Below are 23,561 nucleotides of genomic sequence, written 5' to 3' on the forward strand. Positions count from 1 at the left end.
CGCCCACGCCTGAACGCCCTGGCGATCATGAACATGTGCGTGGGGTTCTTCGGGATCCAGATCGGTTTCGGCCTGCAGAACGCCAACACCAGCCGAATCTTCCAGACCCTGGGCGCCGAGGTCGACAGTCTCGCCATCCTGTGGATCGCCGCGCCCCTGACGGGCCTGCTGGTCCAGCCGATCATCGGCCATCTCAGCGACAAGACCTGGACGCCGCTGGGCCGTCGGCGACCCTATTTCCTGGTCGGCGCGGTGCTGACGTCGCTGGCTCTGGTGGCGATGCCGAACAGCCCGACCCTGTGGTTCGCGGCCGCCATGCTGTGGATCATGGACGCCTCGATCAATATCACCATGGAGCCGTTCCGCGCCTTCGTCGGCGACCTGCTGCCCGACGAGCAGCGGACCGCCGGCTATGCGATGCAGAGCTTCTTCATCGGCACGGGTGCGGTGTTTGCGTCGTGCCTTCCGTGGATCCTGTCAAACCTCGGCGTCGCCTCCGTCGCGCCCGAGGGGATCACCCCCGACAGCGTCCGCTGGGCCTACTACATCGGCGCCGCCTGCCTGTTGTCGGCCGTGCTGTGGACCGTCTTTTCGACGAAGGAATACAGCCCCGAACAGGTCGCCGCCTTCGATGCCCACCGCGCCCTGCCCGGCCAGCTTCCCGACGGTGAACAGGCCCCTGCGCGGTCATCGAAATCCTACATCCTCGGCGGTCTGGTCTGGGCCGCCGTCGGCTTCGCGGGCTTCATCGGCGTCGCGGGGGCCGGGCTGGAGAAGGAACTCTATATCGCCGCCGGAGGCATCGCCGCCTTCGGGGTTTTACAGATCGCCGTCGGCGCCCTGCATGCGGCGAAGGCCTCGAACGGCGTGACCGAGATCGTCGATGACATCTTCCGCATGCCCGAGGCCATGCGCGGCCTGGCCGTGGTCCAGTTCTTCAGCTGGTTCGCCCTGTTCGCCATGTGGATCTACACCACCGCCGCGGTCACGGCCGTCCACTACGGCACGAGCGACACCACCTCGGCGGCCTACAACACCGGGGCGAACTGGGTCGGAGTCCTGTTCGGCGTCTACAACGGCGTGGCGGCACTGGCGGCCTTCGTCATCCCGGTGCTGGCCCGGAGGACCGGCCGCCGGGGCGCGCACGCCATCAACCTGGTGCTGGGCGGACTGGGCCTGATCGGCATCGCCATGATCCGCGACCCGGCCCTGCTGTGGGTTCCGATGATCGGCGTCGGCTTCGCCTGGGCCTCGATCCTGTCGATGCCCTACGCCATCCTGTCGGGCGCCGTGCCGGGGGGGAAGATGGGCGTCTATATGGGCATCTTCAACATCTTCATCGTCGTGCCCCAACTCCTGGCCGCGACCATCCTGGGCCTGACGCTGAAGCACTTCTTCGCCGGCGAGGCGATCTGGGCCTTGGTCATCGGCGGCGGGTCGTTCTTCATCGCGGCCGTGTGCGCCCTGTTCGTCAGGGAGCCCGGGGCGGCATGATGGATCGGCGCGCCCTCCTCGTTGCGCTTGCGGCCCTGCCCTTTGCCAGCGCTGTACGGGCCGAGCCCGTGGCCGGCGGGCGGCTTGTCGAATACCCGGACATGAACTCGGCCCAGGCGGCGACGCGCAATGTCACCGTCTGGCTGCCTCCGGGCTACGACGTCGGCGCGGACCGCCATCCCGTCCTCTACATGCATGACGGCCAGAACCTGTTCGACGCGGCCCGGGCCCCGTTCGGAGAATGGGGCGTCGACGAGCATCTGGTCCGGCTGATCGCGACCGGCCAGGTGCGGGCTCCCATCGTGATCGGCGTCTGGAACACGCCGCTGCGCCTGCGCGAGTACGTTCCGTCCGAGCTGATCGCGGCCCTGCCCGACGCGACCCGCGCCGACGTCGAAACCCTCTATGGCGGCGCGTCCCTCTCGGACGGCTATCTGCGGTTTCTGGTCGAAGAGCTGAAGCCCCGCATCGACGCGGACTTCCGAACGCGGCCCGGGCGCGACGACACGGTCATCATGGGCTCCAGCATGGGCGGGCTGATCTCGCTCAGCGCCCTGATGCAATATCCCGACGTGTTCGGCGCCGCCGGCTGCCTCTCCACCCATTGGCCTCTGCGGCGTGACGCGCTGCAGGGAGAAGCCCTGGCGGCCTGGCGCGAGACGGTGGTCGCCGCCTGGTCCGGCGTCATCGCGGCCGGCCTGCCCGATCCGGCGACGCACAGACTGTATTTCGATCGCGGCGACGAGACACTGGATCAGTTCTACGCCTTCTTCCAGTCGCGCATCGACCAGGTGGTCACGGCTGCGGGCTGGCCTGCCGATCGTTTCCGGACCCTGGTCTTCCCCGGCGCCGAACACAACGAGAAGAGCTGGAACAGCCGGCTCGACATCCCCCTGACCTTCCTGCTTCCGCCCCAGTGAAAGTGATCCCGATGCGTAGTCTGACCGCCGCCCTGATGCTGAGCGCCGCCCTCCTGCCGCTGGGCGCCTGCGCTTCGATGAGCGCGGCCCCTGTCGCCGTCGCGCCGCAGATCGCCGAAGGCGTCGCCCCCGGCGCGCCGGGCGCTGTTCCGACCTGGTCCAGCGCCGTCAAACAAGGCGTCGGCGCCTCCTACGAGGCCTATGTCGACCGCCAGTATCGCGACGGCGGCCGCACCGGGACCGTCTCCCGCGTCTGGTTCTCGATCGCCGACGGGGTCCTGACCGAGACCATGTACGGCCTGATCCACGAGGCCCAGATCAAGCAGATGCGCTTCGCCGTGATGACCGGAACCGGTCTGTCCGTCGAAGGAACCGACACCACTTCGCGCATCGAATGCCTGCACACGGACGCGGAAGGCCGCCCCCTGTCGCCCGCCTACCGCGTGATCACCCGGGACAGGCAGGACCGGTTCGAGATCGAGAAGCACGTGTACACCGACCCTGACCGCCAGAGCCTGGTCGTGCGCACGATGATCCGCGCCCTGTCCGGCCCGGTCACCCCGTATCTGCTGCTAGAGCCGCATATGGCCAATACGGGCGTCGGTGATCGCGGCGCGGCCTCGACCCGGTCACTCAGCGCTGTGGAGGGCGACGTCGCCCTGAGCCTCGTGGCCAGCACGCCGTTCGAGGCGGCCAGCGTCGGGTTCTTGGGTGCGTCCGACGGCCTGACCGACCTCGCCGACGGGCGTCTCGATCACGCCTATGCCGCCACAGGGTCCGAGCCGGGCAACATCATGCTGACCGGCGCCCTGCCGACGGTGGGCCGGGGCCAGACCCTGAGCCGCGATTACGTCATAGGCTTCGGCGAGAACGCGGCCGGCGCCGAGGCCCAGGCAGCCGGGACCCTGACCGACCTCGACGGCGCGCTGGAGGCATTCACCGGACAGGGCGAAGCAGTCGGCTGGGAGGACTATCTCGGCTCCCTGACAGAATTGCCGCGCCTGGCGGAGCAGTCCACCGACGGCGGCAAACTGGCCTACGCCTCGGCCCTCATGTTGAAGGTGCAGGAGGACCGCACCCATGCGGGCGCGCTGATCGCCTCCCTCTCCAACCCGTGGGGCGACACGGTGGACGCGACCAACAGCTCGACCGGCTACAAGGCCGTCTGGCCGCGCGACTTCTATCAGGTGGCCATGGCCCTGATGGCGCTGGGCGATGCGGAGACCCCCGTCGCCGCCTTCCGCTACCTGCCCCAGGTTCAGGTGACGGCCGAGACGCCGGGCAATACTGGCGCGACCGGCTGGTTCCTGCAGAAGACCCATGTCGACTGCCAGATCGAATGGGTCGGGGTCCAGCTGGACCAGACCGCCATGCCGATCATGCTGGGCTGGCGCCTGTGGAAGGCGGGCGAGGTGTCCGACGCAGAGATGGCGCTGATGTACACCCGGATGATCAAGCCGGCCGCCGACTTCCTGGTGGACGGCGGCACGATCGCACTCGACTGGAACGACCGCACCATCACCCCGCCGTGGTCGCAGCAGGAGCGCTGGGAAGAACAGGAAGGCTACTCCCCCTCGACCACCGCCGCCGTCATCACCGGCCTGACTGTCGCCGCCGAGATCGCGCGGGCGTCCGACGACGCCGCCTCCGCCCACCGGTACCAGGCCGCCGCCGACGACTATGCGTCGAAGGTCGAGGCGCGGATGTTCACCACCGAAGGGACGCTGGGCGACGGCGACTATTTCGTCCGCCTGAGCCGCAACGAGGACCCGAACGACCACGCCCCGCTGGGTGAGAATAACGGCCAGGCCGCCCTGCCGGAGGATCAGATCATCGACGGCGGCTTCCTGGAGCTGGTGCGCTATGGCGTGCGCCGGGCTGACGCGTCGTCGGTCCTGGCCACCCTGCCCGAATACGACGACCAGACGCGCGAGGATCGCCTGCGCGTCCGCTACGACGTCGGCGGCGCGCCGGCATGGAGACGCTACGGCAACGACGGCTACGGCGAGAACATGGAGACCGGCGGCAACTACGGCCTGGGGGGCATGACGCCGGGCCAGCGCGGTCGCCTGTGGCCGATTTTCACCGGCGAGCGGGGTCACTACGAGCTGGCGCGGGCGCTTCAGGGCGGCGCGTCCGAGGCCGAGATCCGCGCGATCCGTGAGACCTATGTCGCCGGCATGGAGGCCATGGGCAACGACGGCTACCTGTTGTCCGAACAGATCTGGGACGGGGTCGGCGATCCGACGGCCCACCGTTATCAGCCCGGCCAGGGCACCAACTCCGCCACCCCCTTGGCCTGGAGCCATGCGGAGTACCTGAAGCTGTTACGGTCGCTGGCGGACCGGGCGGTCTGGGATCGCTACGCTCCCGTCGCAGAACGCTACAGCCGATAACGAAAACGCCGCCCCGGATCGCTCCGGGGCGGCGTTTTCAGGTTGGTCCAGAGGAAGACTAGAACAGGACTTTCAGCGTGGCGACCGCGCGGCCGTCGTACAGCGGAGCGTTGTCGACGTCTGTGTCGTGATAGCGGACGTCGAAGATCAGGCTATCGGTGAAGGCGTAGGCGGCGCCCACGTTCCAGGTGACGTAGTCGCCGGTGACGTCCAGCCACTGCTTGCCGACGGCGCCGGAGACCGTGACCTTGTCGATCGGCGTGAACGCCACATTGCCTTCGACGTAGGTGGCGGTCTCGTCCACGCCGAAGAAGTCCGGCGAGTAATAGACGGCGACGCCGGCGGTCACCGGGCCGATCGCGCGGGACGCGGCGGCCTTCACCTCGACGTAGTCGTAGTCGGAGGCCTGGTCGTCATGAGCGTAGAAATAGCCGACCGCGCCGAGGTCGAAGGCGAAGCCCTGCGCTTCGAAGCGGAAGCCGCCGTAGGCGTCGATCTCGGCCGAAGTGTCGTCGCCGAAATCGACGGTCGAGGCCCAGACGCCGCTGTAAAGGCCGCCGATGGTCATATCGACACCACCCGAGAGGGCGAAGTTCTCGTTGGACTGGCTGGCGCCGCGGAAGACGTAGTCGTTGGTCGCCGCCGCGTTGAAGGCGAACTCCGCGTCCTGGGCCAAAGCGGCGCCGGCCGTGGCCAGGGTGGCGATCGCGGCGGCCAGGGCCGCGCAGGAAGCTTGCAGTCTCATCTCGGTATCCCCGTGTGTTCTGTTTGAATCTGTCAGATTGGCTACCGGGCGCGAGGAAAGTCGCGCCCGGCGGAACCGTCGTCAGTGTTCCAGGGCTTCGCCGTGGAGTGTGGTGTCGAGGCCTTCGGCTTCCTGCGCATCCGTCACGCGAAGCCCGGTCGTGAACTTGCAGATGATCAGGATGATGAAGGTGCCGACCGCCGAATAGGCGATGGTCCAGGCCAGGCCAAGGGCCTGGGTCGGGATGTTGGCGCCTTCGCCCAGGCTGTTGATCGCGGTCGTGGCGAACACGCCGGTCAGCAGGGCGCCGATCAGACCGCCTGCGCCGTGGATGCCGAAGGCGTCCAGAGAGTCGTCATAGCGGAGCAGTTTCTTGATCCACACCGAGGAGATGTAGCAGACCGGTCCGGCGATCAGGCCGATGATGACCGCACCCTTCGGATCGACGAAGCCGGCGGCGGGGGTGATGGCGACCAGACCGGCGACGACGCCGGACAGCATGCCGATTAGCGACACCTTCTTCTTCTCGATGACCTCGACAATCTTCCAGGTCAGGGCGGCGGCGGCGGCGGCCAGGATGGTGTTCAGCAGGGCGACGCCCATCAGCTCGTTGGCCGCGCCCGCGGAACCGGCGTTGAAGCCGATCCAGCCGACCAGCAGCAGCGAGGCGCCGATCATGGTCAGGACAGGGTTGTGAGCCGTGATGACGTCGGTGCCGTAGCCCTTACGACGACCCAGGAAGAGGGCGCAGACCAGGCCCGCGACACCCGAGTTGACGTGAACGACCGCGCCGCCGGCGAAGTCCAGCACGCCGGCCGAACCGAGGAAGCCGCCGCCCCAGACCCAGTGGCAGATCGGTGCGTAGATCAGCAGCGACCACAGGGCGGTGAACAGCAGCAGGGCCGAATATTTGAACCGTTCGGCGAAGGCGCCGGTGATCAGGGCCGGCGTGATGATGGCGAAGGTCATCTGGAAGGAGATGAACAGGAATTCGGGAATCCCGGGCAGCAGGGCGTTGGCCGTCTGCAGGGAAATGCCGTTCAGGAAAAGGGCGTCGAAGCCCCCGATATAGGGCTGGAGTGCCGGGTCGGCGTTGGCGCTGAAGGCGATCGAATAGCCGGCGATGAACCAGACCAGGGTCACGACGGCGAACACGCCGACCGACTGGGTGATGGTGGCCACGACGTTCTTGCGACGGACCATGCCGCCGTAGAACAGGGCCAGACCGGGGAGGGTCATCAGCAGGACCAGTGCGGTCGAGGTACCCAGCCAGCTGGTGCCGGCGGCGTCGAGCTCGAGCGCGGCCTGGTGGGCCAGAAGCGTGGGAGCGGCTGCTTCTTCCTCGGGAACGATCGCCTCGGCCACCTCGGTGGCGGCGGCTTCGACCGCAGCGGCGGCCTCCGCGATCGGAGTGGCCGGAGCTGCGGCCTCGGTGGTCGGGGCCGGCGCAGCGGCTTCCTGGGCGAAGGCGCCCCCCGTGTAGAAGAGTCCGATGGTTAGAAGACAGAGGGCAAGGATGCCCGGTAGCCGATTGAACAACTGCGACCTGAATGCATCCCCTGTGTGATCTCGCAGTTGCGAACTGTTTACCGCAAACGCGAGAGACGCAAGGGGTTGAGCCGTATCCGGCGCAATTTTCGTGTGCGTGTCGTGGGTTACACAACCATGCACGGCAAGTTATTACCTTAGCCGTCGCTGCGGCGCGCAATCGTTTCGCGCGCCGCAGCTATGATGAAAAGGTTAACCCCAGTGCATCTGAACCCGGTGCGCGGCGGCCCAGTGGATGGCCCGGATTGCGTCGATGATCGCCTCCGCCGCCGCCCGTGTGCCCAGTTCGCCACCCAGGTCCGCCGTCGTGGCGCCAGCGGCCAGCACGGCCGCAACCGCCGCCTCGATCGACGAGGCCTCGTCGTCCAGGTTCAGGCTGTGACGCAGCATCATCGCCGCCGACAGAATGGTTCCGACCGGGTTGGCCAGGTCCTGGCCGGCGATGTCCGGCGCCGAGCCGTGGATCGGCTCGAACAGGCCCGGTCCCGATTCGCCCAGCGACGCCGACGGCAACAGGCCGATCGAGCCGCCCAGTACGGAAATCTCGTCAGACAGGATGTCGCCGAACATGTTTTCCGTCAGGATGACGTCGTACTCTCGCGGCTTGCGGATCAAATGCATGGCCATGGAGTCGACCAGGGCATGCTCCAGCTGGACCTCCGGGAACTCCTCGGCATGGATGCGGGTCACGACCTCCCGCCACAGCCTTGAGGTTTCCATGACGTTGGCCTTGTCGACGGACGTAACCTTGCCGCGCCGTTGCAGGGCGGTCTTGAACGCGGCGCGGGTGATGCGCTCGATCTCGGGCACCGTGTAGATACACAGGTCCGAGGCCATCGTATCGGTGCGGGTCTTTTCGCCGAAATAGACCCCGCCGGTCAGCTCGCGAAAGACGATCAGGTCGACGCCCTCGACGATCTCCTTCTTGAGCGGCGAGCGGTGCGCCAGGACCGGCGATACCTGCAGCGGACGCAGGTTGGCGAACAGCCCCATCGCCTTGCGGATGCCAAGGAGTCCTTCTTCCGGGCGCCGCGCCCCGCCGTCCCACCTGGGTCCGCCGACCGCGCCCAGAAGCACGCCGTCAGCCGCCAGACAGGCAGTTGTCGTCTCCGGCGGCAGGGGATCGCCGGTCGCGTCGATGGCGGCGCCGCCAATCAGATGCTCCTGGAACTCGAACCTGTGGCCGTAGAAGTCGGCAATGACGCGCAGCACGTCCCTGGCCGCCGAGATCACCTCCGGCCCCACGCCGTCGCCGGGCAACAGGACGATGTTGTAGGTCTGGGTATTCGGCATCACGCGGGCTCCGGGGAATGGGTACGCTCGTAGGACTCAATGTCAGGCATGTGTTTCTGGAGCCAGCCCAGGGTGTCGACTCCGTCCAGCAGGCATTGGCGCGCGAAGGGCTCGACCACAAAGGTGACCGGCGCATGGTTGCCCCGGAGGACCTCTCCAGCTTCCAGGTCGATGGTGACGACCTGTTCCGGGTTGGCGACCAGATCCTCCCAGGTCGCCTGATCGACGACGACGGGCAGGAAGCCGTTCTTCAGGGCGTTGGAGGTGAAGATGTCGGCGATCGAGGTCGCGATCACGGCCCGGAAGCCGTAATCGTACAGGGCCCACGGCGCATGCTCGCGCGACGAGCCGCAGCCGAAATTGTCGCCGACGACCAGGATGCGATGCTCGGCCGGATCGATCCGGTTCAGCACCGCTTCCGGCCGCGCCGAGCCGTCGGCCTCGTAGCGCCAGTCGTAGAAGGCCTTCTGACCCAGACCCGTGGCCTCGGTTGTGGTCAGGAAACGCGCCGGGATGATCTGGTCAGTGTCGATGTTTGCTTGCGTGAGGACCAGCGTCCGCGAGGTCAGGATTTTCAGGGGTTCAGGCATGCGCGGTCTCGCTCAGATAAACTCGCGGATCGGTCAGCACCCCGGCGATGGCCGTGGCCGCCGCCGTCGCCGGACTGGCCAGGATGGTGCGGGCGCCCTTGCCCTGGCGGCCTTCGAAATTGCGGTTGGACGTCGACACGGCCAGCTGGCCGGGCAGGACGAAGTCGCCGTTCATCGCAATGCACATCGAACATCCGGGGATGCGCCACTCGGCGCCCGCCTCGGTGAAGACCTTGTGCAGACCCTCGGCTTCGGCGTCGCGGCGCACGGCCTCGGAGCCCGGCACGACCAGCATGCGGACGCCCGGCTTCACCTTGCGCCCCCGCAGCACTTCGGCCGCCGCGCGCAGGTCGGGCAGCCGACCGTTGGTGCAGGAGCCGATGAAGACCACGTCGACCGCCTGGGTCGTCGTCGTCTCGCCGGCCTCGAACCCCATATAGGCCAGGGCCTTGCGGTCGCTGTCGGATTTGGGCTCGGGCACGCGCGACCCGATCGGCGAACCTGCGTCCGGCGTCGTGCCCCATGTCGCCATCGGGCAGATGGCGGCGCCGTCGATCACGATCTCCGCGTCGAAGACCGCGCCCGGATCGGTAACCAGCGTCAGCCACTCCGCCGCCTTCGCCTCATAGGCCTCGCCTTGCGGCACATGTTTGCGTCCCCGCAGCCAGTCGATGGCCACGGCATCCGGCGCGATCATTCCCGCCCGCGCCCCTGCCTCGATCGACATGTTGCAAAGGGTCATCCGCCCTTCCATGTCGAGAGACCGTACCGCCTCGCCGGCGTATTCGATGACGAAGCCGGTGCCGCCGCCGAAGCCCAGTTCGGCGATGACGGCCAAGGCCATATCCTTGCCCGACACGCCCGACTTCAGGGCGCCGGTGACCGTCACCCGCATGGCCTTGGACTTGCGCTGCAACAGGCACTGAGTCGCCAGCACATGGCCGACTTCCGACGTGCCGATGCCGAAGGCCAGCGCCCCGAAGGCCCCATGCGTCGCCGTATGGCTGTCGCCGCAGACGACGGTCATCCCCGGCTGGGTCAGGCCCAGCTCCGGCCCCATGACATGGACAACGCCGCGATCCGGAGAACCCCAGCCGGCCAGGTCGATACCGTGGCGGGCGCAGTTCTCTTCCAGCCGCGTGACCTGAGACTTCGCCTCGGCCGTCACATACGGCCGCTCGCCGTCGATGGCCGGAAGGGTCGGGGTCGAATGGTCCAGGGTCGCGAAGGTCCGATCCGGGCGACGGACCGTCAGCCCCCTCGCCTCGATCTCGGTGAAGGCCTGGGGGCTGGTGACCTCGTGGACCAGATGCAGGTCGATATAGAGGACGCCCGGCGTCTCGGCTGTTTCCGGCGTGACGACGTGGGCGTCCCAGACCTTGTCGAACAGAGTCCGGGGCACGCGGGTGTCAGGCCGCGACATGCGCATGCCTCTGCGTCGCCGTGCAGATGGCGATCAGTTCGGCGTCGTCGATCTCGCCGATCTCATCCGCCCGCGTCTTGAAGGCGGCGAAGGCGTCGTTCAGGTGGTCGCCAGTCAAAGGATAGCCCAGCACCTCGGCCCGCTTCTGCACCGCCGTCCGGCCCGAGTGCTTGCCCAGCACGAAGAAGCTGCCCGAGAAGCCGACATCCTCGGGACGCATGATCTCATAGGTGCGGGCATCGGCGTACATGCCGTGCTGGTGGATGCCGGCCTCGTGGGCGAAGGCGTTGATGCCGACGATGGCCTTGTTACGCACGATCGGCGAGTGGGTGACCTCACTCAGTGTGCGGCTGGTTTCCAGGAGCTTCGTGGTGTCGATCCCGGTCGTGACGCCATAGCGTTCGGCGCGGACGCGCAGGGCCATGACGACCTCTTCCAGCGCCGCGTTGCCGGCGCGTTCGCCGATGCCGTTGATGGTCGATTCGACCTGACGCACGCCCGCCTCGATCGCCGACAGGCTGTTGGCGACGGCCAGGCCGAGGTCGTTGTGGCAGTGGGTCGAGAAGATCACGTTCGGGAAGTTCGGGTGGATCCGCGCGATCAGGAACCGGTACAGGCTCGCGATCTCGTCCGGCGTGGCATAGCCGACCGTGTCGGGCACGTTCAGGGTCGAGGCCCCGGCGCCTGCCGCCGCTTCCAGCACCTCGGCCAGGAACTGCGGTTCGGTGCGGATCGCATCCTCGGCCGAGAACTCGACGTCGTGGAAATGGGTGCGGGCGTATTCGACCGAGCGCACGGCCTGGGCCAGCACCTGATCCGGCGTCATCCGCAGCTTGGCGGCGCGGTGGATCGGGCTGGTGCCGATGAAGACGTGGCAGCGACGGCGTTTGGTCCCCCGCAGCGCACGATAGGAGGCGTCGATGTCACTCTCGTTCGAGCGCGACAGGGAACAGAAGACCGGCCCGCTGTCGTCCTCGGCCATCTCGCCGACGACCGCGCGGATGCAGTCCTCGTCGCCCGGAGAGGCGGCGGCGAAGCCGGCCTCCATGACGTCGACGCCCAGAGCCTTCAGCGAGCGACCCATGCGAACCTTGTCGTCGGGCGACATGGAGAAGCCCGGCGCCTGTTCGCCGTCGCGCATGGTGGTGTCGAAGACGATGACCCGGTTCGGGTCGGTGACTACTCGATCGATAATGGAGCCGGTCATGCTGCGGCGACGCTCTGATAGCCGTATGTCGAGGCGGCGAACCCAACGCGGGTGGCGCCGATCAGCTTGTCGATCTGGCGGGCCAGGTTCTCGGTGCAGCGTCCCTCGTCTCGGCCGCGAACCTGCAGCTGGACGCGGCGCATCGCGCCCTCGTCCGACAGGCTCATGCCGTCGATGTGGAAGCCCCGACGCTCCACGAGACCGATGAGGCGCTGGAGCGAGCCGTCGGCCCGGTCGATCTGGATCTGGATGGTGTCGGTCATCACATGTCTCCTTCGAAGCGCGTGTCGTGCATCATCTCGCCGTTGGACTTGCCCGGAGGGACAAGCGGCCAGACGTTCTCTTTGGGGTCGATCAGAACGTGCATCAGGCACGGACCTGGCGCGGCCAGCAGACGGGCGATGCCGTCGGTGACCTGGTCGCGCTGGTCGATCATGAAGGCCTCGATGCCGAACGCTTGCGCCACGGCGACGAAGTCGGGGTTGTCCGACAGATCGACCTCGGAATAGTTCTCGGCGAAGAACAGCTCCTGCCACTGGCGCACCAGGCCCAGGCTCGAGTTGTCCAGCAGCACGATCTTCAGCGCGACGCCGTAGCGGCGCAGGGTCGCCAGCTCCTGGATGTTCATCATGAAGCTGCCGTCGCCAGAGATGGTGACGACGTGGGCGTCGGGCTTGGCCAGCTTGGCGCCCAGGCCGGCCGGCAGGCCGTAGCCCATCGCGCCCAGGCCGCCAGACGTCAGGTGGGATTCAGGACGCGAAAACGCGCAGTGCTGGGCCACCCACATCTGATGCTGGCCGACGTCGCACGCGGCGATGAAGCTGTCGCCGGCGGCCTTGGACAGTTGGTTCAGCAGGGCCGGGGCATAGACCCCCTCGCCCGGCGCGTCGTAGCGGAAGGCGTTGCGCTTGGCGTTCGAGGTCGAGCGGATGATCCACGGATCGATGGCCAGCGAAGCGCTCGCCATGCGGCCGGTCAGGATCTCGATGCCCGCCTTCAGCTCGCCGATGACCGGGACGTGGACGGCGCGCAGCTTGCCGATCTCGGCCGGGTCGATGTCGAAGTGGACGACCTTCGCATGGGGGGCGAACTCGTTCAGCTTGCCCGTCGCGCGGTCGTCGAACCGGGCGCCGAAGACGATCAGCAGGTCGCTTTCCTGCACCGCCTCGTTGGCCGCCTTGGTCCCGTGCATCCCCAGCATGCCCAGGAAGCCCGGCGCGTCGGTGCGGATCGAGCCCAGGGCGTTCAGGGTCGAGACGCTCGGGATGCCCGTGCGCTCGGCGAAGTCGCGGAGGGCCTCCACGGCGCCGGCGATCTTCACCCCGCCGCCGATGTAGATCAGCGGACGCTCGGCGGCGCGGATCAGTTGCTCCGCCTCGGCGATCGCGGCGTGATCCAGCGGCGTGACTTCGTTCGGATAATGGAAACCGAAGTCCTCCGACGTCATCCCGACCTGAACGTCCTTGGGCAGATCGACCAGGACCGGACCGGGGCGACCCGAGCGGGCGACGTGGAAGGCTTCCTCGATCACGGCCGGGACGTCGGCCGGATCGCGCACGACCCACGAATGCTTCACCAGCGGCAGGGTGACGCCCAGGATGTCGATCTCCTGGAAGGCGTCGGTGCCCATCAGATGGGTGGCGACGTTGCCGGTGATGCAGACCATCGGCACCGAATCCATCATCGCGTTGGCGATGCCGGTGATCAGGTTGGTCGCGCCCGGACCCGAGGTCGCCATACAGACGCCGACCTTGCCGGTCGCCCGGGCATAGGCGTCGGCGGCGAAGGCCGCGCCCTGCTCGTGGCGGACCAGGATGTGCTTCACGCCGGCGCCGGTCAGGGCGTCATAGACCGGCATGATCGCCCCGCCCGGATAGCCGAACACCACATCAACGCCCAGCCGGTCCAGGGTTTGGACGAGCAGCCGGGCGCCGCTCTGGGGAGCGGTTGCGGCCTTGGCGCTGATGGCGGTGGCGACGGCGGTCATTGCGGTTCTGAGGCTTGCTTTTTTGCGGTTGGACTATGCGGCTTCGGCGGTCTTGGGCGCGTGCAGCCAGGCCATCCGCTCGCGCAGACCGGCCCCGACCGACTCGATCAGATGCTCGCTGTCGGCCTTGACCAGGGCGTCATAGGCGCCCTTGCCGGCTTCGTTCTCGGCGATCCATTCGCGGGCGAAGGTCCCGTCCTGGATCTCGGTCAGGATCTCTTTCATCCGGGCGCGGGTCTCGGCGTTGATGACGCGCGGGCCACTGACGACGGAACCCCATTTGGCGGTCTCGGAGATGAACTCGTTCATCTTGCTGATGCCGCCCTCGTAGAACAGGTCCACGATCAGCTTCAGCTCGTGCATGCATTCGAAATAGGCGATCTCGGGCTGGTAGCCGGCTTCGACCAGGGTGGTGAACCCGCTCATGACCAGTTCCTTGGCCCCGCCGCACAGGACGGCCTGTTCGCCGAACAGATCGGTCTCGGTCTCTTCCTTGAAGGAGGTCTCCAGCAGGCCGCCGGTCGCGCCGCCGATCCCTTTCGCATAGCCCATGGCCCGGTCGCGGGCCTTGCCGGTCGCGTCCTGCTCGACGGCGAACAGGGCGGGAACGCCGCGTCCGCGCGCGTACTCGCGACGGACCAGATCGCCCGGCCCCTTGGGCGCGACCAGGATGACGTCCATGTCCTTACGCGGCGTGACGCGGCCGTACAGGATCGAGAAGCCGTGAGCGAACAGGATGGCCACGCCCTTCTTCGCATTGGGCTCGATGACCGTCTTGTAGATCTCGGCCTGGGCCATGTCGGGCGTCAGGATGGCGATGATGTCCGCCCCCTTCACGGCCTCCGAAGGCTCGGCCGTGGCGATGCCATCGGCGGTGGCGTTCTTCCAGCCCTTGCCACCGTGACGGACGCCGGCGACGACGTCGTGGCCAGACTCCTTCAGGTTCTGCGCATGGGCGCGGCCCTGGGAGCCATAGCCGATGACGGCGATGCGCTGACCGGCGATGACGCCGGGACGGATGTCGTCGTTGGTATAGATTTCCATGGCTCAGGCTTCCTGCGTCTGTCGTTGGTCCGCGCGGACTTGAGCCGGCGGCGGGTTGGGAATGGTGACGGCGCCCTGGGCGGCGGAGGCCACTGAGGCGCGGTACTTGGCGAAGACGCCGGTCGCCACGTTCAGCGGCGGCGCGACATGGCCGGTCCGCCGCGCGGCCAGGTCGGCGGCGACATCGATGCGGCGCGCGGTGACGTCGATGGTGATGCGGTCGCCGTCGCGGATCAGGCCGATCGGCCCGCCCGCCGCAGCTTCAGGCGACACATGCCCGGCGACGAAACCGTAGCTGGCGCCCGAGAACCGGCCGTCGGTGATCAGGGCGACGTTATGGATGCCGCGACCCTTCAGGGCTGCGGTGACCTGCAGCATCTCGCGCATGCCGGGGCCGCCTTGCGGACCTTCGTAGCGGATGACGATGACGTCGCCCTCGCCGACCGAACCGTCCTGGACGGCGTGGAAGGCATCTTCTTCCGAGTCGAACACGCACGCCGGGCCTTCGAACCGGTCGACCTTGTGGCCGGTCAGCTTGATGACGGCGCCGTCCGGGGCGATGTCGCCGTAGATCACGGCATAGGAGCCACGCGGGCTGAAGGGTTCGGCGACCGTCGAGACGACCTGCTGGCCCGGAGTCTCCTCGGCCTCGGCGGCCTCGGCGAACAGGCTGCGGCCCGAGACGGTGGGCGCATTGACGATCTTGCCGGCCTCGGCCAGCCGCTGGGTCACCAGACGGGTGCCGCCCGAGGCGAACAGGTGGGAGGCCAGGAAGCGACCGCCCGGCTTCAGGTCGCAGATGACCGGCGTCTCGTCGCAGGCCGTGTTGCAGTCCTCGACGCCGAATTCGATGCCCGCCTCGATGGCGATGGCGGTCAGGTGCAGCACCGCATTGGTCGACCCGCCCGAGGCGGAGACGGCGGCGGCCGCGTTCTTCAGCGAGGCGCGGGTGATGTATTTGCGCGCCGTATCGCCGGCGAAGACGCGCTCGACGATCAGTTCGCCGCAGCGATGACCCTGGGCGCCCTTCATCGGATCAACGGCCGGGACGTCGTTCGCTCCCATGGGAGACAACCCCATGACCGACAGGGCCATGGCCATGGTGTTGGCGGTGAACTGGCCGCCACAGGCGCCGGCCCCCGGGCAGGCCGCCCGCTCGACCAACTTCAATTGCTCGTCGTCGATAGTCCCGGCGCCGTGCGCGCCGATGGCTTCGAACACCTCCTGGATGGAGATCTCCTTGCCGCCGATGACGCCCGGCATGATCGTTCCGCCGTAGTAGACCAGACCCGGAATATCCATCCGGGCCAGGGCCATGGCGGCCGCCGGGATCGTCTTGTCACAACCGACGATGCAGACGACGCCGTCCAGCTGATGCCCCTGGACCGCCAGTTCGATCGAGTCGGCAACGACCTCGCGGGAGATCAGCGAGGCCTTCATGCCCGGGGTGCCCATGGAGATGCCGTCGGTGACGACGATGGTGTTGAAGTCGATCGGGAAGCCGCCGGCCGCGATGATCCCGGCGCGGACGTCTTTCGCGAGCCGGTCCAGGTGCATGTTGCATGGCGTCACAGACGACCAGGTGTTGACCACCGCGATCATCGGCTTCTCGAAATCGGCGTCGTCCATGCCGGCGGCCCGCAGATAGCTGCGAGCCGCGGCGCGGTTGGCTCCTGCGGTCACGACGGCGCTCCGTCGCTGTGGCGACGGGGCCGTATCTTCCGGAGTGAAATCTTGCGTCATGGTCTTGAGGCGTTCCGAGAAGGGTCCCGGATCGGCGCAACAAAAAACCCGCTTCCTTTCGGGAGCGGGTGGCTGCGTCGATCCTGATTTTGCTTGGGTTCAGGTCAGTTGCATCCACGCCGCTCCGGAGAGCAGGCCAAGGAGTACGCTGACAATAAGGGTGGTGAGGGCGGCGGGCGTGACCACAGGGCGCGTCGCTGCGACGGCGCGGGCCGTGTGGCGGATCGGGGTGTGACGGGTCTCGTGGCTCACGACCAACTCCTCATTACCAGGACATAGAGCCAGAAATCGCTGCGCCGCACAACCCGCTTTTGGAATAAACTTCCAATATCTGCCCGTCTGGATATCCAACAGGTAATAATAACCGCCGACTAAAACGCGTCGGGTGAAATCCACCGCATGCACAGCGGTTGCGGGTCGAAACGCCGCGCGCGCTGCTCCTATCCCAATCGGCCGGCACTAACCGGACGAGAGACGGAGTCAGCCATCCACCAATTCCTGCAACATGGGGGCGAGGCGCGCCTTCATGCGTTCGCATTCGTCGGCCGACAGCTTCATGCCGCCGGACAGATCGCGGCCCACGGCTACGCCCATCAGGATACCGGCCAGGATGCGGGCCCGGATCGGCGCGTCCTTGCCGCCGAGCCACTCTGTGAGCGGCTGGTAGAAACACTCCGTCGACAACTGCTGAACTATCTCAGCCGCCTTGGGCGAGCCGGCTGACTTCAGCATGATCAGCAGCCACGCGAGGTCATCGTCCTTGGCCGGGCCATAGACCAGGTCGTCGGCCATCCGTTCGCCAAAGGTCGAGCGGTCGCCCTCCATCAGGTCCTTACCGTCGCAGTCGTCGAGCACGGCCCGGAACAGCTCTTCCTTGGAGCCGAAATAGCGGGAGATCAGGGCGGGATCGACACCGACATCCTTGGCGATGTCTCGCATCCCCACCTGATCATAACTCTCGGCCGTGAACCGTTTGCTGGCCGCGTCGAGGATAGCGCTGCGGGTGGCCGCTGCGTTCCGGGGTCGATGGCAAACAGCGAAACTCAATGTGATCTCCAATAACCGTGGGAAAGGTATGGCTATGTCATCGGCTGTTGACAAGAGCAGCCGATGGACACAAGTAAGTCATCAGGCGATGACCGGGAGCTCCTCCCCCGTGATACCGGTTGCGCCCGACAGAGAATTTGCCCCTCAAGGGAGATTGCGCGCATGCGCAGGCTGAAGATCATCGCCGTGTCCGTCCTTGCGACGGGCGCGCTTTACGGCTGTTCACAACGTTCGGAGGCGCAGGGTCCGCCGCCGGCCGCGCCCGTCACGGTGGCCGTGCCGCTGGCTGAACGCGTCGTCGACTGGGACGACTTCACCGGTCGCTTCGAGGCCACCTCGTCCGTCGAGGTCCGGGCCCGCGTCGGCGGCTTCATCCAGGCCGTGCATTTCCGCGACGGCGCCTATATCCAGCGAGGCCAGCTGCTGTTCACCCTCGATCAGCGTCCGGCCCAGGCCCAGCTGGCCTCGGCCCGCGCCGCCCTCAACCAGGTCCAGGCGCAGCTGACGCTTGCCCGCACCAACCTGGCCCGCTCGGAAGGCCTGCTGGCCAGCCAGGCCGTCAGCCAGGCCGAGGTCGACACCGACAAGGGCGCCGTCCAGACCGCCGAGGCCTCCGTCGCCTCCGCCCAGGCCTCCGTCCGCGCGCGCCAGCTGGAGCTCGAGTTCACCCGCGTCACCGCTCCGGCCTCGGGCCGAGTGTCGGACCGGCGCGTCGATCCGGGCAACGTCATCGCCGGCGGATCGTCCGCTGCTGACGTCCTGACCACCATTGTCTCCTCCTCGCCGATCTACTTCGTCTTCGAGGGGTCCGAAGCCCTGTTGCTGAAGTATCAGCGCGACGCCCGCGCCGGCCGTTCCGCGCCGGTCCGCATCCGACTGCAGGACGAGAGCGACTTCACCCGCACAGGCACGCTCGACTTCACCGACAACGCGGTCGACGCCGCCTCCGGCACCATCAGCCTGCGCGCAGTCATTCCGAACGGCGACGGCTTCCTGAAACCGGGCATGTTCGCCCAGGCCCGCGTCGCCGGCGCTGGCGCCTATGACGCCCTGCTGGTGCCGGATTCGGCCATCGGCACGGATCAGGCCCGCCGCGTCGTCTCGGTCGTCGCCGCCGACGGTTCGGTCACCCCGACTCCGGTCCAGCTCGGCCCGCTGGTCGATGGCCTCCGCGTCATCCGTTCGGGCCTCCGTCCGACAGACCGGATCATCATCGATGGTCTGCAGCGCGCCATGCCGGGCATGAAGGTGGCCCCCACCAACGGCCGCATCGCGCGCCAGCCACGCCCGGAATCCGTCCCGACCACCTATGCGCCGCCAGCGGCGACCGGCACCCCCGCCGGCGCCCTGACGCAATCCGTCATCGTCGGCGACTGAGGCCAGACGCATGAACATCTCTCGCTTCTTCATCGACAGACCGATCTTCGCGGCCGTCCTGTCAGTGTTCATCACCCTGGTCGGGATCTTCGCCTATCCGCTGCTGCCGCTCGCGCAGTATCCGGAGATCGCGCCCCCCACCATCACCATCAACACCGCCTACGCGGGAGCCTCGGCCGAGACCCTGGCCGAGACTGTGGCCGCCCCGATCGAGCAGGAGGTGAACGGCGTCGAGAGGATGCTCTACCTCTCCTCGTCCTCGACCTCCGACGGCGCGGTGGCGATCACCGTAACCTTCCAGCCCGGCACGGATCTCGATTCGGCCCAGGTGCTGGTCCAGAACCGCGTCGCCCTGGCCGAGCCCCGCCTGCCCGAGGCCGTGCGCCAGGTCGGCGTGATCGTGAACAAGCAGGAATCCGGCTTCCTGATGATCCTGGGCCTGACCTCGCCCGGGAATGTCCTGAACAACGACTATGTCGGCAACTACGCCAACTCGACCCTGCGCGACCGGCTGTTGCGCATCGAGGGCGTCGGCAACGTTACCGTCTTCGGCGGCGGCAACTATTCGATGCGCGTCTGGATCGACCCGGCCAAGGCCGCCGCCCGCAGCCTGAACGCAACCGATATCGTCGGAGCCCTGCGCGGCCAGAACATCCAGGCCGCCGCCGGCTCCATTGGCCAGCCGCCATTCGCCACCAACGCCTCGGCCTTCCAGCAGCCGATCCAGGTCCAGGGCCGTCTGTCCAACCCGGACGAGTTCGCCGAGATCGTCATCAAGACCGACGCCGAAGGCAGAGTCACCCGGGTTCGCGACGTCGCCCGCGTCGAACTCGGCGCTCAGGATTACGGCATCCAGGGCTATTTCGACGGCCAGCGCGGCGTCGGCATCGCCATCGTTCAGCAGCCGGGCGCCAACGCCCTGGGCACCGCCGAACGTGTGACGGCCGAGATCGAACGCATAAAGGCCGACGCCCCAGAAGGTCTCGACATCGGCATTCCGTACAACCCGACGGAGTTCGTCGCCGCCTCGGTCGAGTCGGTGCAGCACACCCTTATCGAGGCGATCATCCTGGTCGTACTCGTCGTGCTGATCTTCCTGCAGTCGTGGCGCGCCGCGATCATCCCAATCGTGGCCATCCCGATCGCCCTGGTCGCCACCTTCGCGGTCCAGCTGGCGCTCGGCTATTCGATCAACTCCCTGTCACTGCTGGCCCTGGTGCTCGCGGTCGGGATCGTGGTCGATGACGCCATCGTCGTGGTCGAGAACGTGGAACGCTACATTCGCGAGGGCCTGTCGCCCAAGGACGCCGCCTACAAGTCCATGCAGGAGGTGTCGGGCGCCCTGATCGCCATCGGCCTGGTGCTGGTCGCGGTGTTCGTTCCGACCATGTTCGTGCCCGGGATTCCGGGCATCTTCTACCGCCAGTTCGCCGTGACCATCGCGGCCGCCTCGGTGACGTCGCTGTTCGTCTCCCTGACCCTGTCCCCGGCCATGGCCGCCCTGTTGCTGAAGCCGCACGAGGAGCACGACGAGCATGCGGCCCGTCCGACGACCGTTCTGGGAAAGGCCCGCTACTATGGCGGTTGGGCGGGTCGGAAATTCAACGAGGGCTTCGACTGGCTGGCGCAAAAGTACGGCCGTCTGACCGCTCGCCTGGTACGCACGGTCGCTGTTGTTCTGGTCGTCTATGTCGGCCTGCTCGGCCTCACCGCCTGGCGCCTGATCGACACCCCGTCGGGCTTCATCCCGGACCAGGACCAGGGCTTCCTGATCGGCGTGATCCAGCTGCCAGCCGGCTCCTCGCTGGAACGCACCAATGCGGTGATGACCAGCGCCCGCGAGATCATCGAGAATACCGAGGGCGTCGACGGCACCGTGGCCTTCTCCGGCCTGGACGGCACAAGCTTCTCGTTCGGCTCCAATGCCGCGACCATCTTCGTCCGTCTGAACGACTTCCACGACCGGACGACGCGGGAGACGACCGCCGCAGCCCTCGCCGGCGCGATCACCGGCGCGGCCCAGGGGATCCAGAACGCGAACATCTTCGTCATCGCGCCGCCGTCCATCCAGGGCCTGGGCACTGGCAACGGTTTCGCGATGATGATCCAGGACAGGTCGGGCGCCGGCTATGGCGCGCTCGAGGGCGCGACCTTCGCCATGATGGGCGCCGCGGCCCAGGCGCCGACCGAGGTTCAGCAGGTCTTCTCGACCTACAACACCGCCTCGCCGCGCGTCGAAGCCGACGTGGATCGCGATCGCGCCCTGATGATGGGGGTCCAGCCCTCCGACGTGTTCAACACGATGGGGATCTATCTAGGCTCATCCTACGTCAACGACTTCAACATGCTGGGCCGCACCTTCCGGGTCACGGCGCAGGCGGAGCCGGCCTATCGCGACGACATGGCCGACATCGCCAATCTGAAGGTTCGTTCGACCTCGGGCGCCATGGTGCCCCTGGGTTCGGTCGCCACCTTCCGCGAGAGCGCGGGGCCGTCCCGGATCGTGCGCTACAACCTGTTCCCCGCAGCCGAGCTGCAGGGTCAGGGCGCGCCGGGCGTCTCGTCCGGTTCTGCTCTGGGCATCATGGAGACCATGGCGGCGACCACCTTGCCGCCGGGCTTCTCCTACGAATGGACCGGTCTGGCCCTGCAGGAGAAGACGGCTTCCGGCGGCGCGACGATCATCTTCGTGGTCGCGGTGCTTCTGGTCTTCCTGGTGCTCGCCGCCCAGTACGAGGCCTTCACGCTTCCGCTGGCCGTGATCCTGATCGTGCCGATGTGTCTGCTGGCGCCCATGCTGGGGGTGAACGCCCTCGGACTCGACAACAACATCCTGGTCCAGGTCGGACTGGTCGTGCTGATCGCGCTGGCGGCCAAGAACGCCATCCTGATCGTCGAGTTCGCCAAGCAGAACGAGGACGAGCACGGCCTGGACCGCTGGGACGCCGCCGTCGCGGCCGCCAAGACCCGTCTTCGTCCGATCCTGATGACGTCGTTCGCCTTTATCCTGGGGGTTCTGCCCCTGGTGTTGTCGGAGGGCGCCGGTGCCGAGATGCGTCGCTCCCTCGGAGCGGCGGTGTTCTTCGGCATGATCGGGGTGACCGTCTTCGGCCTGCTGTTCACGCCGGTCTTCTATGTGATCTGCCGGGGCCTGGCCGCGAAGATTCCGCAGCGCCCTGCAGCACCCAGCGCGACCCCGACGACGGCCTCGCCCTCAGACGACGCCATCCGCAACCAGCCCACGCCAGCGCTCAACGCGCCCCGCACGGGAGACGCCGTATGACTTCCCGCCTCACCCCCATCCTGACCGCATGCGCCGCTGCCGCCCTGTTGGCGGCCTGCGCGGTCGGGCCGAAGGCGCCCGACGCCCCTCTCCCCCCTCTCGCGTCGGGCGCCTTCGTAAGCTCGCCGCTCGGGTCCGCCAGCGTCGCGACCTCGACGGCGGAGGCCCGCAGCGACTGGTGGCGGCTCTATGCGGACCCGACGCTGGACGGCTTGATCGAACAGGCCTTCGCACAGAACAACGAGTTGGAAGCCGCCGTCGCCAATCTGCGCGCCGTCCGGGCGAGCCTGTCGGAAGCCCGCTCGGGTCTGTTCCCGACGACCAACACCTCGGCGTCCGCGACCCGCGGCCGCGCCTCGGCCGCGACCACGCCCGGCCTCCCCGCTGGTCAGCAAGCGCCGGAGGTCGATATTTATGCCGTCGGCCTCGACGCCTCCTACGAGATCGACCTGTTCGGTCGCGTCGCCTCGACCATCCGCGCCGCAAATGCCGACGCCGAGGCCCAGGCCGCGGTACTCGACGTGATCCGCGTCACGGTCGCGGCCGAGACCGCCCGCGCCTATGCCGACACCTGTTCCGCCAACGCCCAGATCGCAGTCGCCGAACGCACCCTCGGCCTGCAGCGGAACACGGCCGACCTGACCCAGCGCCTGTTGGAGGGCGGCGCCGGCACAGGCCTCGACACCGCCCGCGCCCGGTCCCTGCTGGCCTCGACCCGCGCGCAGTTGCCGACTTTGCGGGCCCAGCGCGACGGCGCCCTCTATCGCCTCGCCACCCTGACCGGCGTCGCGCCGGCCGAAGCTTCCCAGGCCGCCCGGTCATGCCAACGTCCGCCGCAGCTTTCACAGCCGATCCCGGTCGGCGACGGCGCGGCCCTTCTGGCCCGTCGTCCCGACGTCCGCCAGGCGGAGCGCGCCCTCGTCGGCGCCGCTGCACGGGTCAATGTCGCCACGGCCTCTCTTTTCCCGACCATCTCGCTCGGCGGGTCGATCGGCTCGACCGCGCTGGAGGCCGGCGATCTCAGTGACGACACGTCGTATCGCTTCTCGTTCGGCCCGCTGATCAGCTGGAGCTTCCCCAACATCCAGGCCGCCCGCGCCCGGATCGAAGCCGCCGACGCCCGCACCGACGCGGCCCTGGCGACCTTCGACCAGACGGTGCTGCTGGCCCTGCAGGAGACCGAGACGGCCCTGACCAACTACGCCAACGAACTGGACCGCCGCGCGGCCCTGACCGAGGCGCGGGACCAGGCCACCAATGCCGCCCGTCTGGCCCGCCTGCGCTTCGACGCCGGCGCCGACAGCTTCCTGACCGTCCTAGACGCCCAGCGGACGGAAGCCGCAGCGGACACGACCCTGGCCCAGTCGGACGCTCTCATGACCACCTACCAGATCGCCCTGTTCAAGGCTCTGGCGGGCGGCTGGGACCAGAGCTGAGACCTGCCAAAAGACTCTCCCTCCCCCT

The 23,561-nt window shown here is 67.7% G+C and carries 18 protein-coding genes; 6 read left to right on the forward strand and 12 right to left on the reverse strand.

Going from position 1 to position 23,561, the window contains the following annotated elements:
- The first annotated feature begins 27 nt into the window (after window positions 1-27).
- The 3 genes from ACP7AU_RS10295 (at window position 28) to ACP7AU_RS10305 (ending at window position 4,810) form a co-directional block, all read left to right on the forward strand.
- Complete coding sequence (locus ACP7AU_RS10295; protein ID WP_426037734.1) at window positions 28-1,494, forward strand: MFS transporter; 1,467 nt, start codon at window positions 28-30, stop codon at window positions 1,492-1,494.
- Window positions 1,491-2,414, forward strand: coding sequence for an alpha/beta hydrolase (locus ACP7AU_RS10300; RefSeq protein WP_426037494.1), 924 nt, complete (start codon window positions 1,491-1,493; stop codon window positions 2,412-2,414). Before ACP7AU_RS10295 ends, ACP7AU_RS10300 begins: the two co-directional genes overlap by 4 nt.
- 77 nt (window positions 2,415-2,491) lie before the next feature.
- Entirely contained in the window at window positions 2,492-4,810 is a 2,319-nt protein-coding gene (locus tag ACP7AU_RS10305) for a glucan 1,4-alpha-glucosidase (RefSeq protein ID WP_426051370.1), read from the forward strand.
- Window positions 4,811-4,868: 58 nt separating this feature from the next.
- On the opposite strand, the gene ACP7AU_RS10310 is transcribed toward ACP7AU_RS10305, so the two are convergent.
- The 12 genes from ACP7AU_RS10310 to ACP7AU_RS10365 all read right to left on the reverse strand — a co-directional run bounded on the left by ACP7AU_RS10310 (window position 4,869) and on the right by ACP7AU_RS10365 (window position 17,449).
- Window positions 4,869-5,555, reverse strand: a complete 687-nt coding sequence (locus tag ACP7AU_RS10310; protein WP_426037492.1) for a TorF family putative porin — start codon at window positions 5,553-5,555, stop codon at window positions 4,869-4,871.
- A gap of 81 nt (window positions 5,556-5,636) precedes the next feature.
- Window positions 5,637-7,094 (reverse strand): ammonium transporter, encoded by a 1,458-nt coding sequence (locus tag ACP7AU_RS10315; protein WP_426051346.1) that lies wholly within the window; start codon window positions 7,092-7,094, stop codon window positions 5,637-5,639.
- A 201-nt stretch (window positions 7,095-7,295) separates the two neighbouring features.
- Window positions 7,296-8,396 carry a 3-isopropylmalate dehydrogenase gene (leuB, locus tag ACP7AU_RS10320; RefSeq protein ID WP_426037488.1) on the reverse strand — a complete coding sequence of 367 codons (1,101 nt, stop codon included), beginning with the start codon at window positions 8,394-8,396 and terminating at the stop codon, window positions 7,296-7,298.
- Window positions 8,396-8,986, reverse strand: coding sequence for a 3-isopropylmalate dehydratase small subunit (leuD, locus tag ACP7AU_RS10325; RefSeq protein ID WP_426051347.1), 591 nt, complete (start codon window positions 8,984-8,986; stop codon window positions 8,396-8,398). Before leuD ends, leuB begins: the two co-directional genes overlap by 1 nt.
- Window positions 8,979-10,409 (reverse strand): 3-isopropylmalate dehydratase large subunit, encoded by a 1,431-nt coding sequence (gene leuC / locus ACP7AU_RS10330; protein ID WP_426051348.1) that lies wholly within the window; start codon window positions 10,407-10,409, stop codon window positions 8,979-8,981. The genes leuD and leuC overlap by 8 nt, the downstream gene beginning before the upstream one ends.
- Window positions 10,396-11,616: a 2-isopropylmalate synthase gene (locus ACP7AU_RS10335; RefSeq protein ID WP_426051349.1), complete on the reverse strand. Its 1,221-nt coding sequence runs from the start codon at window positions 11,614-11,616 to the stop codon at window positions 10,396-10,398. Before ACP7AU_RS10335 ends, leuC begins: the two co-directional genes overlap by 14 nt.
- Window positions 11,613-11,879, reverse strand: coding sequence for an ACT domain-containing protein (locus tag ACP7AU_RS10340; protein WP_426051350.1), 267 nt, complete (start codon window positions 11,877-11,879; stop codon window positions 11,613-11,615). The genes ACP7AU_RS10335 and ACP7AU_RS10340 overlap by 4 nt, the downstream gene beginning before the upstream one ends.
- The gene (gene ilvG / locus ACP7AU_RS10345) at window positions 11,879-13,603 is read right to left on the reverse strand and encodes an acetolactate synthase 2 catalytic subunit (protein WP_426051351.1); all 1,725 of its coding nucleotides are present in this window, start codon (window positions 13,601-13,603) and stop codon (window positions 11,879-11,881) included. Before ilvG ends, ACP7AU_RS10340 begins: the two co-directional genes overlap by 1 nt.
- 33 nt (window positions 13,604-13,636) lie before the next feature.
- Window positions 13,637-14,647, reverse strand: a complete 1,011-nt coding sequence (ilvC, locus tag ACP7AU_RS10350) for a ketol-acid reductoisomerase (RefSeq protein ID WP_426037476.1) — start codon at window positions 14,645-14,647, stop codon at window positions 13,637-13,639.
- Window positions 14,648-14,650: 3 nt separating this feature from the next.
- A complete protein-coding gene (locus ACP7AU_RS10355; RefSeq protein ID WP_426051352.1) occupies window positions 14,651-16,390 on the reverse strand; it encodes a dihydroxy-acid dehydratase in 1,740 nt (579 codons plus the stop codon).
- A 99-nt stretch (window positions 16,391-16,489) separates the two neighbouring features.
- The gene (locus tag ACP7AU_RS10360; RefSeq protein WP_426051353.1) at window positions 16,490-16,642 is read right to left on the reverse strand and encodes a hypothetical protein; all 153 of its coding nucleotides are present in this window, start codon (window positions 16,640-16,642) and stop codon (window positions 16,490-16,492) included.
- A gap of 228 nt (window positions 16,643-16,870) precedes the next feature.
- Window positions 16,871-17,449, reverse strand: a complete 579-nt coding sequence (locus ACP7AU_RS10365) for a TetR/AcrR family transcriptional regulator (protein ID WP_426051371.1) — start codon at window positions 17,447-17,449, stop codon at window positions 16,871-16,873.
- Between the two features lie 150 nt (window positions 17,450-17,599).
- Between ACP7AU_RS10365 and ACP7AU_RS10370 the strand changes: the two genes are divergently transcribed.
- The 3 genes from ACP7AU_RS10370 to ACP7AU_RS10380 are packed head-to-tail and all read left to right on the forward strand — an operon-like array spanning window position 17,600 to window position 23,533.
- Window positions 17,600-18,814 carry an efflux RND transporter periplasmic adaptor subunit gene (locus ACP7AU_RS10370; protein ID WP_426051354.1) on the forward strand — a complete coding sequence of 405 codons (1,215 nt, stop codon included), beginning with the start codon at window positions 17,600-17,602 and terminating at the stop codon, window positions 18,812-18,814.
- A gap of 10 nt (window positions 18,815-18,824) precedes the next feature.
- Window positions 18,825-22,097 (forward strand): efflux RND transporter permease subunit, encoded by a 3,273-nt coding sequence (locus tag ACP7AU_RS10375; protein WP_426051355.1) that lies wholly within the window; start codon window positions 18,825-18,827, stop codon window positions 22,095-22,097.
- Window positions 22,094-23,533, forward strand: coding sequence for an efflux transporter outer membrane subunit (locus ACP7AU_RS10380; RefSeq protein WP_426051356.1), 1,440 nt, complete (start codon window positions 22,094-22,096; stop codon window positions 23,531-23,533). The genes ACP7AU_RS10375 and ACP7AU_RS10380 overlap by 4 nt, the downstream gene beginning before the upstream one ends.
- Window positions 23,534-23,561 lie beyond the last annotated feature (28 nt).

The organism is Brevundimonas sp. SL161 (genome assembly GCF_049896985.1).
Classification (GTDB): Bacteria; Pseudomonadota; Alphaproteobacteria; order Caulobacterales; family Caulobacteraceae; genus Brevundimonas.

Excerpts from the sequence above, each read along its gene's own strand:
- ACP7AU_RS10295 (WP_426037734.1), top strand. The coding sequence starts at position 28 with ATGAACATGTGCGTGGGGTTCTTCGGGATCCAGATCGGTTTCGGCCTG.
- ACP7AU_RS10300 (WP_426037494.1), top strand. The coding sequence starts at position 1,491 with ATGATGGATCGGCGCGCCCTCCTCGTTGCGCTTGCGGCCCTGCCCTTT.
- ACP7AU_RS10305 (WP_426051370.1), top strand. The coding sequence starts at position 2,492 with ATGAGCGCGGCCCCTGTCGCCGTCGCGCCGCAGATCGCCGAAGGCGTC.
- ACP7AU_RS10310 (WP_426037492.1), bottom strand. The coding sequence starts at position 5,555 with ATGAGACTGCAAGCTTCCTGCGCGGCCCTGGCCGCCGCGATCGCCACC.
- leuB (WP_426037488.1), bottom strand. The coding sequence starts at position 8,396 with ATGCCGAATACCCAGACCTACAACATCGTCCTGTTGCCCGGCGACGGC.
- leuD (WP_426051347.1), bottom strand. The coding sequence starts at position 8,986 with ATGCCTGAACCCCTGAAAATCCTGACCTCGCGGACGCTGGTCCTCACG.
- leuC (WP_426051348.1), bottom strand. The coding sequence starts at position 10,409 with ATGTCGCGGCCTGACACCCGCGTGCCCCGGACTCTGTTCGACAAGGTC.
- ACP7AU_RS10335 (WP_426051349.1), bottom strand. The coding sequence starts at position 11,616 with ATGACCGGCTCCATTATCGATCGAGTAGTCACCGACCCGAACCGGGTC.
- ACP7AU_RS10340 (WP_426051350.1), bottom strand. The coding sequence starts at position 11,879 with ATGACCGACACCATCCAGATCCAGATCGACCGGGCCGACGGCTCGCTC.
- ilvG (WP_426051351.1), bottom strand. The coding sequence starts at position 13,603 with ATGACCGCCGTCGCCACCGCCATCAGCGCCAAGGCCGCAACCGCTCCC.
- ilvC (WP_426037476.1), bottom strand. The coding sequence starts at position 14,647 with ATGGAAATCTATACCAACGACGACATCCGTCCCGGCGTCATCGCCGGT.
- ACP7AU_RS10355 (WP_426051352.1), bottom strand. The coding sequence starts at position 16,390 with ATGACGCAAGATTTCACTCCGGAAGATACGGCCCCGTCGCCACAGCGA.
- ACP7AU_RS10370 (WP_426051354.1), top strand. The coding sequence starts at position 17,600 with ATGCGCAGGCTGAAGATCATCGCCGTGTCCGTCCTTGCGACGGGCGCG.
- ACP7AU_RS10375 (WP_426051355.1), top strand. The coding sequence starts at position 18,825 with ATGAACATCTCTCGCTTCTTCATCGACAGACCGATCTTCGCGGCCGTC.
- ACP7AU_RS10380 (WP_426051356.1), top strand. The coding sequence starts at position 22,094 with ATGACTTCCCGCCTCACCCCCATCCTGACCGCATGCGCCGCTGCCGCC.